Origin of the sequence: Flavobacterium panici, assembly GCF_024499525.1 — a bacterium.
GTDB lineage: Bacteria > Bacteroidota > Bacteroidia > Flavobacteriales > Flavobacteriaceae > Flavobacterium > Flavobacterium panici.
In genome coordinates, this window is sequence record NZ_CP100437.1 from 5,273,700 (window position 1) to 5,287,946 (window position 14,247).

At 34.6% G+C, this 14,247-nt stretch carries 5 protein-coding genes; all 5 read right to left on the reverse strand.

Going from position 1 to position 14,247, the window contains the following annotated elements:
* Positions 1 to 84: 84 nt before the first annotated feature.
* Positions 85 to 4,818: a T9SS-translocated chitinase ChiA gene (gene chiA / locus NLJ00_RS21985; protein ID WP_256635424.1), complete on the reverse strand. Its 4,734-nt coding sequence runs from the start codon at positions 4,816 to 4,818 to the stop codon at positions 85 to 87.
* A gap of 475 nt (positions 4,819 to 5,293) precedes the next feature.
* On the reverse strand, positions 5,294 to 7,360 hold the full coding sequence (locus NLJ00_RS21990; RefSeq protein ID WP_256635425.1) for a beta-N-acetylhexosaminidase: 2,067 nt from the start codon (positions 7,358 to 7,360) through the stop codon (positions 5,294 to 5,296).
* A gap of 156 nt (positions 7,361 to 7,516) precedes the next feature.
* Positions 7,517 to 9,457 (reverse strand): glucosamine-6-phosphate deaminase, encoded by a 1,941-nt coding sequence (gene nagB / locus NLJ00_RS21995; RefSeq protein ID WP_256635426.1) that lies wholly within the window; start codon positions 9,455 to 9,457, stop codon positions 7,517 to 7,519.
* Between the two features lie 108 nt (positions 9,458 to 9,565).
* Positions 9,566 to 11,146, reverse strand: a complete 1,581-nt coding sequence (locus tag NLJ00_RS22000) for a RagB/SusD family nutrient uptake outer membrane protein (RefSeq protein ID WP_256635427.1) — start codon at positions 11,144 to 11,146, stop codon at positions 9,566 to 9,568.
* A gap of 11 nt (positions 11,147 to 11,157) precedes the next feature.
* Positions 11,158 to 14,178: a SusC/RagA family TonB-linked outer membrane protein gene (locus NLJ00_RS22005; RefSeq protein ID WP_256635428.1), complete on the reverse strand. Its 3,021-nt coding sequence runs from the start codon at positions 14,176 to 14,178 to the stop codon at positions 11,158 to 11,160.
* Positions 14,179 to 14,247 lie beyond the last annotated feature (69 nt).

A 14,247-nucleotide genomic window follows, 5' to 3' on the forward strand; every position in this document is an offset into this window, starting at 1 on the left:
TAAAAATTAGATTAAAAAATAAATAACCAAACTCAATTTTAACCGTCCCAATACTTTTATTTCTAAATTTTCAATCCTTTTATTCTAGTTTAAAAAGTTCATTACTTTAAATGATTTCTTGTTTCCAGATTTGTCTGTTACTACAACTAAAAACAATTGTTTAGTTGAGAAACTATGACTTTGAAGCAATACTTCTTTATTGTTTTGAACGTTTCTGTGACTTACTAAATTTTGTCCAACAATGTTGAATACATCAACTTGGGCGATATCTTCGTTTTCATTTGAAACTGATAATGCATTGTTTTTAAAATATGCTATCGTAGCATTGCTTTTTGAAGAAATATCATCAAGAGCTAATGTTTTTGCTGCACCTTGTGATGCGAAATAAGCTGCATACGCTTTAGATAATTCAGATGAATTACCACAAGAAGATGCATCCCAGTTTACAGACCAAGTCATTAAGCCTCTTAAAGAAGGATATGGTCCGCCCGGCTGCATAGTGTATGTTCTTCCAGAAAAAGTAGTTCCGGTTCTTAAATAATGCATAGCATTTATTCCTTCTTGCGGTGTTAAATAACCGCTTCCTGCTGCACTCGGACAAGCCGGTAATGCAATAAGAACTTTTGAAGCTGGCAACCCATCAAAATGCATTCCTGTTGAAGCAATGTTATACCCTTTTATCACCATATCAGTTAAGGCTGTAACCATATTTGATTTCTTAGCTGAACCGTAATATTGACCATCTAATCCGTTTTCTCCTCCTGTATTATACAATTGTACCGCTAACAAATCTAATTCATTACGTAAGTTTTGAATGATTGGAAGGAAAGAACCAAATGTATCAGTATAAGTAGAATATCCTCCTTGTACGTATTGTGTTTCCGGAGCTGCAGTTAATAAGAATCCTGGGCCATAGTAAGCTTTTAATTCTTTGAAAGCATCTACTACGTTTTTCAATCTTGGATAAGCAGAAATTCCCGCATAAGAAATATCTCTTAGATTTCCTGCACTAAAATTCATCGATCCACCTTCAAAATCAATATCAACTCCATCAAATTGATACTCGTCGATAATTGCTTTTAGACCATTAACAAAAATATTTTTTTGAGTAACATTCTCTAAAACAACATGACCATTTTGACCTCCAATAGAAACAATAACAGGAACGCCGCTATCTCTTAATGATTTTATATCATTTTTCAACAATTGCTTATTGAAAACACCATTGGTCAAATATCTATTGTCATTTGTAGTTAATACTGGTGTGTAACCATCACGATTAACTGTTTCTACGAAAGAATAGTCAACTACGTTAAATTTACTTCCCACCATTTGAGAAAAATATAAAAATGGAGCACCCGCATTTTCCCAAGAATGTGCATATCCTAAAATAATTTTAGATGGAAGCGGAATGAATCTATTTGTACCTACTTGGGCAATTTTAATGGTATTGTTTAATGTAGTTACACCAGATTGATTATCGGTTGCTTTGATAACAACTGGATAATCCTGATAAGCAGATGGTGTAAAATTATACGTATAGGTATTATTTGTACCTGCTGTCATGTTAAATGTACCTCCGTTTATTGTAATCGTAACACCTGAAACTGATCCGTTACTATCTACAGCTGTAACTGAAATTGGCACAGCCTGGAAAGAATTTTGGTATACAGTAGCAGATGGTGAATTCCAAGTAATTACTGGTAATGAATTAGGACAATTTGAACCTGAACAAGTTAATGTAAAACTATATGTTTTTGCCTCTGTTGTTCCGTTTGATGCAGTAGCCGTAACAGTTAACGTATGAGAAACCCCAAACTGATTTGCTGCTGGCGTCCAAGTCGATGTATAAGTTCCTGAAGAATTGCTAGCACTTATAGTTTGTCCGTCTAAACTAAATACAACAGATGAGATTGTAGTAGCATCTGCAGCACTTAATCCAACAGTTGCAACAAAATTAATTGATGATCCTAAATTTATAGCAATCGCCGAAGCTGTTGGCGCTGTAATAGTAACTACAGGTTTAGTCGCAACCACCGCTTGTCTATTAAAATTATAAACTGTTGGAGTTGTTGGAACTGCAAAGTTCGCTAAATTATTTGGATAATAAGTCTGTTCACCATTTTCCCATGTATTTAATTTCAAACTTAAAATTTGTGAATAACCTGCTACAACTGAATTATCGAAAGTATAATTTCCTGATGCATCTGTTGTTGCTAAAACACTTTTCCAGTTATGTGTATTATCTGTCCAAGGTAAAACGATTTCTACTTTTGCACCAGCAACCGGAGTTGTTCCGTTTTTAACTGTTCCGCTAATTAAGTTTGCCTGAACTTGTGCTGCTTTTGCTGTAGAACTTGTATTAAAGTTATAAACTGTTGGGTTTGCAGGAACTGGGAAATTTGCCAGATTATTTGGAAAATAAGCTGTTTCTCCGTTTTCCCAAGAGTTTAATTTCAAACTTGTAACGGTTGTGTAACCTGCTACAACTGAATTATCAAAACTGTATTTTCCTTGTGAATCTGTTGTTGCTAAAACGCTTTTCCAGTTGTGTGTACTGTCTGTCCAAGGTAAAACGATCTCTACTTTTGCACCAGCAACCGGAGTTGTTCCGTTTTTAACTGTTCCGCTGATTTTGCTTGAAGGAACTACAATAACATCTTGTGAGAAGTTTAATGTTTTATTGGCATTTAAGTTAGAGTAAACTGTTGATGCAGGAGTAAAAGTTTGTCCTGTTAAAGCAGCTGTTACTGTATAATTTCCGCCAGAAGCCAATGTAAGTGAATAAGCTCCGCTTGAATTAGTTGTTGCAGTAACATTTCCTGCTGTAGAAGCTGCTGTAACTGTTACACCAGAAACTCCAGTACTTCCGTTAAGAACTGTTCCGCTTACTGTATAAGTTACAACTGCTGCTCCCTGGGTAAAATTCAACGTTTTGTTTGAATCAATTGCGTTGTAAACTGTAGAAGCTGGCGTGTATGAAAATCCAGTTTTTGCAGCAGTAACTGTATAATTTAATCCAGCTGTTAAACCTGCAACGCTGTAAACTCCGCTTGCATTTGAAACTGCTGTTAATGTTGAACTTCCTGAAACTGCAGAAACTGTTACGCCAGAAACTCCAGTGCTTCCGTTAAGAACTGTTCCGCTTACTGTGTAAGTTGGCTGTGTTCCGTTGATGATAACTCCTGTTTGGTTCACAACAACGTTTGTTAAAGTTACCGGAGTAAAAGTATAAGTCGCTTTTAGTGCTGTAACAGTATAATTTTGTCCAGAAGTTAGGCTGTTGAATGTAAAATTCCCTGTAGCCGAAACTATTGTCTGAATTACTGCATTACTAGCATTACGCAATTCAACCGTAACATCTGTAACTAAAGCTGATCCATTTTTTGCAGAACCAGAAATACTTACTGTTCCCGGAACAACGCTTCCAAAAGAAGTATCAACCTGACTTAATAATGAATTTGGAATTGAACCTCTCGTATCCTGAGATAATTCCCAGATCATTCCTCCAGCTAAGTTTCTTGATTTTATATACTGAACTTTTAAATCTATCGACTGCTTATCTTCATAAGAAATAAATTCTTTTCTAGTAGCATTATATAAATAAGGAACTTTAGTCGTATTATCAAAATATCTTACCCATCCTGCTGAAGCTGCACTTGATGTAACCTGCATTGTATTTGGATCTAAATAAGCATGTGAGTTTGTAACAGGATTTCCGACTAAATCACAAATTTCGATACTTCCTGAACGTTCGCACGCTCCTGAACCATCCCAAGTCCCGATAGGATTTTGCGGATTTGTACATCCTCCAACTATATCTCTTGGAGCTGAAACGAATAATCCGTTTGTTGAATTAGTGGCAACGTGATCAAATTTCTTTCCGTAGAAAGGTAATCCCATAATTAATTTATTTGCCGGGAAACCAATTACGTTTAGATATTGATTTGTTAATTCGTCCAATGATTCAGATTGTGTTGCGCCATACAAAGGATCGTTTGGATTTCCACTTGCATATAAAGGAGCATTGTAGCATGTTTTGTCATACCAGTTTCCACCAAAATCATATCCGAAATAAGTGATATAATCGCAATAAGTAGAAATGTCTTCTGTCATTCCATATTGAGATCTGTTATTTGGTCCTAAATATTGCTGAGAAACCTTTCTAACATTGTTTCCAGCTGCGATAGTGATTAATTTATTCGGCATTGCCTGACGCATTGCTTTCAATAATAAAACTAAATTTTTGTTGTCATCCGGACTGTATTTTTGCGGAGGAACAGGCGAACCATTTACAATTTCTGTACCGTCAGTTCCACCCGAAAGAGGATATTCCCAATCGATATCAAAACCATCAATAAACGGATAAGTAACAATGAAGTTTGCCATATCTGCAGCCAATGCAGCTCTTGCCACAGGACTTGCAGCAATTGGAGAAAGATCCTGGCCTTTTGTCCAGCCTCCAACAGAAATTAAGACTTTTAAATGAGGATACTTTTCTTTTAACTTTTTCAAGTCATAAAAGTTTCCTTTTACCGGAGCATCCCACGGGATTCCACCTTCCATATGCTCAAAATCAGCATAGGTATCCAAACATTTTAATTTTGTATTCTCCGGATGTGCCGGATCATACGTTGTGCCATAAAAAGAATAATTCAAATGCGTAATTTTACTTCCATCAATTTTCGGAACGTTAAAATCCCGGGCATAAATAGACCATTGCGCATAATACCCCACTACTTTCTTTCCGTGGGCGGGTTGGGCCAACGCAAGTAGGGGAAACAATAACAAAAAGAGCAATCTGTAATAATGTTTCATAATTAATAAATATTGGTTAATAGAAAATAAATAATTGGGCCGAAGCAGTTTTTACTGCCAGGTTTCGCTCAACACAGGTTGGAAGGCTGCGTCGATTGGAAATAAACTCAAATTAAATTCTATAGATAAATATTACTATTACTGATTTTTCATAATCATTAGCCAATAGTAGTGATTGATATTTATTTATAATTTTTAAAAAAATTAATATTAAATACAAATGATAAATTTGGGACTACTCATCAATCTATACTCTTTTGTTGTCATGTTTAGGTATTCTTTCTATTTGGTTTTTTAAAATGTTAATACTCCGTTAGTGGTTATTTTTTTATATTTTATATTATTCGAAGACTAAAATGAGATTTGCGAAGTTTAACATAATTACCTCTACCAGAGGTTACTTCTGGCAGAGATAACTAACACTCAAAACATTAGTGGTAACTTAAACTTACTAAATACTAATTCAAACCAAACCTTAAATTAATTTCTTTAAACTCTCATAAACTGACAACTCGACGTCAGCATGATCTTTTGTATTACATTGCTCTATTAAGCTTTTTAAATCTGCAGCTTTAAGAGTCGATTTATTATCTAAAACAAGCAGTAATTCCTGCGATGCATCACTTAATTTTTTTGACAAAGGAAGAATTGGCTGCACTAAAGGTGCATTTGCACTCAACTCAATTAATCCTTTATTTAGGGTAATCCATTTATTGAAAAATGATGCAACTTTTGCTTTATTCTCTTCTGATTTATTTGCTAAATATTGTGTTACTGCATCATTAAAAGCTAAAGATTCTTTAGCATCTGGAGTACATGCATCAGCAAAAAGTGTTAGCGGAGAATACATTTGATATTCTGTTCCACCTTTGTTTCTTGTATATCCTTTTAACGGTTCACAAACATTAGAAAACTCATTAATCGATTCCAGATTTTGATTATTCGTGATATTTCTTAGAATAACATCTTTGTTTTTAATATGTGTTAATCCTAATTCTTCTAATCTAAAAGAAACGTTTTCAAGACGTTTACGCATACTGGCAAGATCAGTAACAGTTTCAGCAGACCAAAGTCTTTCTGCAATTGCAGCAGTTCTTGGCCAAACTCTTGAATCTATCGTTTCTGGTGTTGTAAGTTCTGTCCACATTGTAGCTTCGCCGCCTAAAATCCTTGCTTTTTCTTCTGCTGTTAAATCAGCACCTTTTGGCATCGGATCATTTAAATAATGACTTGCAACCGGATACATTAAGTCAATATAATACCCATTTGATAAAACTGTTTTATAGCCTTTTTTTACAGCATCAACTAATGACTGTCCTGGTGCAACTCCTTCATTTGGACCTCTCCATGAATGTACAATTGCTTCTTTTGAAAGATCTTTGGTTAAGATTTCTTCCCAGCCCATTAATTGTTTTCCGTGTTTTTTAAGCATCGGAGCCAGCTGCATGGTGAAATACGTTTGTAATTCGTGGTTTGTTTTTAAATTATGTTTCTTTTTAAATTCCTGAATTTTCGGATTGGCATCCCAATCTTTCCCTTCGTTCTCATCTCCCCCAATATGAAAATAAGCTCCGGGAAATAATGGGCATACCTCATCAAAAAGTTCATTTAAGATTTTATACGTTTTAGGATTTGAAGGATCTAATGTTGGAGTAAAAATTCCCGCATTTCTTTCAATTCCATAGGTACTAATTGCTGTACCTTGAATATTTTTTTCAGAAGTTCCTCCTGTCAATGTGATCACTTTGCTTCCTATTTCCGGGTAAGCCGTAAGTATTGCAGATCCGTGACCCGGAACATCTATTTCCGGAACTATTAAAATACCGCGCTCATCAGCATATTTTACGATATTTCTAATTTCCTCTTGTGTGTAATACAATCCATCCGAAGCTAATTCAATTAATTTTGGATGTTTTTTAGTTTCAATTCTCCAGCCTTGGTCATCAACTAAATGCCAGTGAAAAACATTCATTTTCATTGCTGCCAATGCATCTATATTTCTTTTGATAACATCTACAGGCTGAAAATGTCTTGCTGCATCGATCATTAAACCTCTCCAGGTAAATCTTGGAAAATCTGAGATTTGAGATACCGGAAAATAAAATGATTTGCTGTCATTTTGCAGCAATTGCAATAACGTTTCTAATCCGTGCAAAGCACCTAAATCGCTTGTTGCATTGATCGTTATTTTGTTTGATTTTATATCTAAGCTGTAACTTTCATCTTCGTATAAACCAATTTTCCCGTTTTTATCACAGTTAATCTGTAATTCAGCGTTTGGAAATTCGTTTAGTTTAGAAATAAAACCTTGTTCGAAAAATATACCTGTTCTACCATCTAATCGGCGCAAAAAACGAGTTACTCCACCAAAAATTCTTGGATTTGGATTTCCGGAAATATTAACTTTAAAATTTTTGCTTAAAGTAAAATTTCCATCATTTACAACAACATTCTGAGGCCAGGGCATAAGGTTCAACTGCTCTTTTTTAACCTGAGCACCTGCTGTTACACCCGCTAATAGTAATACAAATAAATATTTCATTTTTATTTTTTTTGGTCAGATGCTTTTCTGAAACATCCATTTAAATTAGAAAAAAACAAAACTCAGAAAGACTTCTGCTTACCTCACTTATCGCTTTGAGGTCCATCTGAATTTTGAAATTTGATTCGCTCTCACCCGAATCTAAAAAAAACAACTTTAATAATCAAAACGTTTAAAAGCTTCAATAGCTTCGTATTCTGCCAGTCCCAATTCATCATACAGTACAGCTGTATTTTTATTTCGATCTTCCGCTCTTACCCAGAATTCTCGAGAATCGTTTCCTTGAAACATTACCCTGTCTTTTTGAGACTGATGGTATAAAATGGCATGACGCTTTAATAAAACTTCTGACGGAGAAAGTGGTACCGCCATATCTATTTCATGAATATCCCACTCGTGCCAAGCTCCTCTGTAAAGCCATAGCCAGCAGTCGTCCATGTATTTTTCTGGTTTTAATTGTTTCATTGCCGCAAAAATAGCATTCAGACAAACTTCGTGCGTTCCGTGCGGATCGGCAAGATCACCTGCTGCAAATACCTGATGTGGTTTTATTTTTGCAATAATATCTTTTACAATAGCAATATCTTCTGGTCCTAACGGATTCTTTTTAACTTGCCCTGTTTCATAAAAAGGAAGGTCTAAAAAGTGTGTATTTTCATCTTTTAAGCCAATGTATCTTGTTGCTGCATAAGATTCTCTTCTTCTAATTAATCCTTTTAGTTTTCTAACTTCCAGAGAATCGATTTGATTTTCTGATTTGTTATTTAAAAATTCAATTACAGATTTGAAGTTGATGTCTTTTGGAAGATTTCCACCAGTGAAATCATTACAAACCTCAGCAAATTTTAATGCCTCATCATCTGTAACTGCAATATTTCCAGAGGTTTGATATACTACGTGTACATCGTGACCTTGTTTAATCAATTTTGAAAATGTTCCTCCCATCGAAATCACGTCATCATCTGGATGCGGACTGAAAAGGATAACTCTTTTTTTAGCTGGATTGGCTCTTTCCGGACGATGAGAATCGTCTGTATTTGGTTTTCCACCCGGCCATCCAGTAATGGTGTGCTGCAATACGTTAAACATATTGATGTTCAAATCGTAAGCAGAACCTTCTTGTGCTAATAAATCAGACATACCGTTGTTGTTGTAATCACGGTCTGTTAATTTTAAAATAGATTGGTTTGTTTTTTGACAAAGCCAAACAATCGCTTTACTTTTTAATTCTTGTGTCCAAATACATTCTCCAACAAGCCAAGGTGTTTTAAAACGTGTTAACTCTGATGCCGCAGATTGATCTAATACGAAAGTTGCATTTGGATGATTTTGTAAAAATGTCGCAGGAACTTCAGAACTAATATCACCCTGAACGGTTCTCTTGATGATATCGGCTTTGTTTTGTCCCCAAGCCATTAATACGATTCTTTTAGATCTCATAATGGTAGAAACTCCCATTGTGATGGCTCTTTTGGGAACGTTGTCGATTCCGTTAAAGTCAGACGAAGCATCTACTCTTGTAATGTGATCCAGTGTAATAATTCTTGTTCCGGAATTGATGTGTGAACCTGGCTCGTTGAAACCAACGTGACCTGTACGTCCAATTCCTAATAACTGAAAGTCTAAACCTCCAGCTTGTTTAATATTCATTTCATAGTCGATACAATATTGATTTAATTCATCAATAGAAACTGTACCATCAGGAATATTAACATTTTCAGGTTTAATATCAATATGATTAAAAAGATGCTGGTGCATGAAATAATGATAGCTCTGATTGTTTTCTCTATTCATTGGATAATATTCATCCAGGTTAAAAGTGATTACATTGCTAAAGCTTAGTCCTTCTTCTCTGTGCATTCTAACTAATTCCTCATATACTTTTATAGGAGAAGATCCTGTTGCCAAACCAAGCACGCAAGATTTCTTTTTTTCCTGCTTAGATCTAATTAACTGAGCGATTTCCTGCGCTACAATTACCGATGCTTCAGCAGAACTTTTGAAGATTTCGTTGTGAATTTTTTCAAATCGTGTTTCTTCAAATTTTCCGGCGCTTTTATAGCTGATATCAGGTTTTGTTTCTAAAGCACTTTTCATTTTTTTTCTTTTTTTGGTATGTACAATTTTGGTTTTTGAAACGGTATAAGCAATTTGCATTTCTTATACCGTTTACTAACCAAACTTAAAATCTTAAATTTTTATTTTTTAGAAGTTAGGACCTGTAGTATCCCACCAAAGTCTTGTTCCTCCGGTATCTGGTCCGTTTAATTTTGCAATTCCTGTAGCTACACCACCTGCGTTAGCAGCTTTTTCAGATGTAACATAATTAATTCTTCGAACACCAAATTGAGTAGTAATTGTTCCTCCACTATAATTTTTCAATACTGGAAAAAGTTTAGGATAACCTGTTCTTCTATAATCAGACCAAGCTTCTTGTCCTTCAGGGAAACCAGCAATCCATTTTTGAGTAATAATTTTTTGAAGTTTAACTTCATTTGTTGCAGCTGCATCCCAAGCAACAGTAACATTATTTACAGCTAAAGAATTATTTTCCGGGAAATTAGGATCAACATAAGCTTTTGGAGTTTTTACATTATCAGCAATGTAAGCTGCCGCTCCTGAAGCTCCTCTCTGGTCGAATGAAGCTTTAATACCTTCTTCATATAGTGCTTGTGCTGTTCCATTCATGTTCCAGCCTCTTAATGCACCTTCAGCTCTCAAGAAATAAGCTTCAGCAGTAGTGAATAAAACAGTTTCTTTAGATCTTACAACAGCACCTACACCTGAAAAATCTTGGTGATCTCCTTTTCCGTTAATTGCAATACCTGTACGAACACCTTTGTATTGACCTGGAAATTGAGTAGATGTATCAAAATAAACAGCTGTTCTAGGATCCTGATAACCCCCTAAAATAGATTCCATATCAGCAGACATACGAATGTCTAACCAAGATCCACTAATTGTAGCAATTGGGTTTGTGTAAACTGGAGATACAATTTTAAATAAGTCAGCATTTGTAGTAAATACTCCGAATTTTTGAGCTACCGCTTTTTCAGCTTGTGTTTTAGCCAAAGCTGGGTTCACTTTTACAATACGCATTGCTAATCTTAAACGTAAAGTATTTGCAAATTTTACCCAAGCTTTATAATCTCCGCCATATGCTGATAAATCTGTTGTTGCAAAAGTTGTAGCCTCTGCAGCATCTACTCTTTTTGTTAGTTCAGTAACAGCAAAATCTAATTCGCTAAACATCTGGTTGTAAACCTCTTCTTGTGAATCATACGGAATAGTTGTATCTGGAGAACCAAATTTAGAATAGATAATTGGCCCCCAAGTATCCGTAACTCTATGCATCCCTTCAACTTTCAAAATTAATGAAAGTGCATAAAACTGATCATATTTTCCTTTAGATTTATTGGCAATATCGAAAGCATTAAACATAACGTTTGAATATGCATAATCCCATCCAAAAACATTCCAACCATCTACTAATGAGTAAGTTGTATTATTTATACCTCCAGCAAAACCAGTTGGAGTCGCCATGTAGCCTGACCAAATATCACTACTTAATCCTTGTTGCAATTGATAAACCCATTCCGGAGTTAATACCTGAATATTGTTAAACATTGGAGCAAATCCTCCTTTAATATGGTTAAAATCCTGCTCGAATAATTCTGGAGTAATACCATTAGGGTTGGTATTAATTTCTTCAAAATTACTTGTACAACCTACTGTCGCTAATAAAGACATACAGATAGCCGCTTTTGTTATTTTATTTAGTTTCATGATTTTTAGTATTAGAAAGTTACATTTAAATTAAGACCGATACTTCTGGTAGATGGTAAACCATAAATATCTACGCCTTGTAAACCTTGACCAGTACTTAATGCAATATTTGGATCAAAAGGAGCATCTTTGTAGATAAAGAATAAGTTTCTAGCAATTAATGATATACTTGCAGTACTAATAAATGGTAATGTTTTAGGGTTAAAATTATATCCTATTGAAACTTCTCTAACACTTACGTTTGTTGCTGAATAAACATATTGACCTGTAATTCCAGCTCTTCCACCAACTTGAGTATAGTATGATTTCGCATCCATTGTTGTAACAGGCGTTCCATCACTTGCTTTTACACCATTTATTTTAACACCACCTGCATTTCTTGCATCACCTGTTGCTTTTGAAACTCCAAAAGAATCGTTTTGAGCTTCAGTTAAACTCATTACATCACCACCAAAACGACCATCAAGTAATACATTTGCAAAGAAAGAACCAAATTTAAATGAGTTAGAGAATCCTAACATGAAATCAGGATTTGAGTTTCCAATTTCTTCAAAATCAGTTCTTTGAATTGTACCGTCATCGTTTAATAAAATACGCCCTTGTGCATCTTTTTTGAAGTTTATTCCTTCTATAACTCCGTAAGGTCTTCCTTCGATTAAAGCATATCTATAACTATTTACTCCAGCTTCAGTCAAATTAACCCTCTTACCAATGTTGTCTGGAAGTTCTTTTACTTTATTTTTATTTTGTGAGAAGTTGATAGATGAGTCCCATGAGAATTTATCTCCTCTAATAATTCCAGCATTTAATACTACCTCAATACCTTTATTTTCTATACTTCCGGCATTAAAACCATAAAATTTTACACCTTCTTGATTTCCAACTGGTGCGACAACTTGTAAATATTGATTTTTTGTTTCTGAATTGTAATATGAGATCTCAAAACCTAAACGGTTGTTAAACATTCTCCACTCAGTACCAAACTCAAATTCCGATTTTAATTCGGGTTTTAAAACAGTTCCAGTTTTTGGTCCAGCATTTGGCTTTTGATCAGTTGTTCCTGGGGTGTAAGTGCGTGTTAGATCAGTAATAAATGGATAAATATCATTACCAACTTCTGCATAAGTACCACGAATTTTACCATAATTAATCCAGTCTGGCAATGTTGCCATTTCACTGATAAGAGCAGTTACCCCAACAGAAGGATAAAAGTAAGAATCTGCAACTGTAGATGACCAGTCATTACGTCCAGCTAAATCTAAGAACAACATATCTTTGTAACCAAATGTTGTAGCAGCAAATACAGATTGAACTTCTCTTCTAGAATCTAATGTTTGATAATTACCCGAATTGTTTACAAAGTTACCCAATGTGAACCAGTTAGCGTAAACTAATCCTGAACTAATACCTGAATCTAAAATTGTTTTTTGATTCGTTAATGTGTTAGTTATGCTCGTACCAATATTAGCATTAAAAGAAAAATCTTGTCCAATTTTTGTATTGATTGTAGCAATTAAATCAGCATAACGTTGAGTACTCAAAGAGTTCTCGTTCATGTATCTACCATTTATGTTAGAAAGAGTACCTTGAGTTGTAGCATAGATTTTTTTATCAAAAATACTAGTGATTCTGTTATAACTATATCTTGAAGCAATAGTCAACCAATTATTAGCTTTGTATGATAAAGATAATGCTCCATTGAAGAAATCATTTTTATCTTCAGATTTATTTCTGTTAATAGCCCAATATGGATTTTGCATAATATCTCTATTAGTCATCCAGTTTTGCGCCATTAAATTTCTTGTTGGATCAAAAACTTCAAAATTATCTTTATATTCATTAAAGTCATTTCCTCTAGGCATTAAGTAAACCCCAGTTAAAGGGTTGAAATAAAATCCGTTTACAGGCTTGTTTGCTATTGTTTGACTTGTGTAATTTGCGTTAGCTGCAAAAGTCAATTTATCATCAAAAAATTTAGCAGTTTGGCGAATACCAAAGTTATTTTTTTTCAAGCCATTTCCAGGAATAATTCCAGAAGCAGATGTGTTAGCATAAGAAAAAGCTGTTGAAGAATTTTGAGAACCAATTGAATAACCTACTGAAGTAATTTGAGTTGTTCCAGTATTAAAGAAATCTTTTACATGGTCATCTGATTTTTGTTTAGCTCCCCAAGATTCATCTGCTCCAGCTGCAGCAATATAATCTGTTTGAAATTTAGGAAGATAAGCCGCTGTTTCAAAAGTAGTCACTGAAGAAGCAGTAATATTTGCTTTTCCTTCTTTTGCTTTTTTAGAAGAAAGTAAAATTACACCATTTGCTCCTTGGGAACCATATAATACAGAAGCAGCAGCACCTTTAAGAACTGTCATTCCATCATAATCGTCAGGATTTACTAAAGATATAACATCTCCTCCATCACGGTTACCTCCTGCTAAACTACCAAAAGTATCATTTGGCTGTCCTGAACCTGAGTTTAACATTGGAATACCATCAATAACGTATAAAGGCTGGCTATTTGAAACAGATGAGTTACCACGAATAACTACTTTTGTTGATCCTCCAGTACCTCCTGAACTTTTAGTTACTGCAACACCGGCAATTTTACCCGCAATTGTATTGATAACGTTAGCATCTCTTACTCTCGTTAACTCTTCTCCTTTAAGTTCCTGAGCAGCATACGTTAACGATTTTCTAGTTTTCTTAAGACCTAATGATGTTACTACAACTTCGTTAAGTGCATTTGATGCCGCAACTTGCATTTTTACATTAATTGTAGCAGCATCGCCTACAACTATATTTTGTGTTTCTAGGCCAACATAGGTAAAAACTAATGTTTGTCCTTTTTGAACGTCAATTGAGTACAATCCGTCAAAATCGGTAGTCGCACCTTTTTGACCTCCTTGTACAGCAACAGATGCACCTGGTAACGGCATCCCATCAGAATCTGTAATCACACCTTTAACGTTTTTTACTTGTGCAAGCGAAACCTGCGCCGTAAAAACAATCATAAAGATTAAGAAAATTTTTTTCATGTTTATTTATTTTGTTAGTTATGAGGTAAAATTATTCTTAAGGGATTGTTAAAAAAAATATATTATACA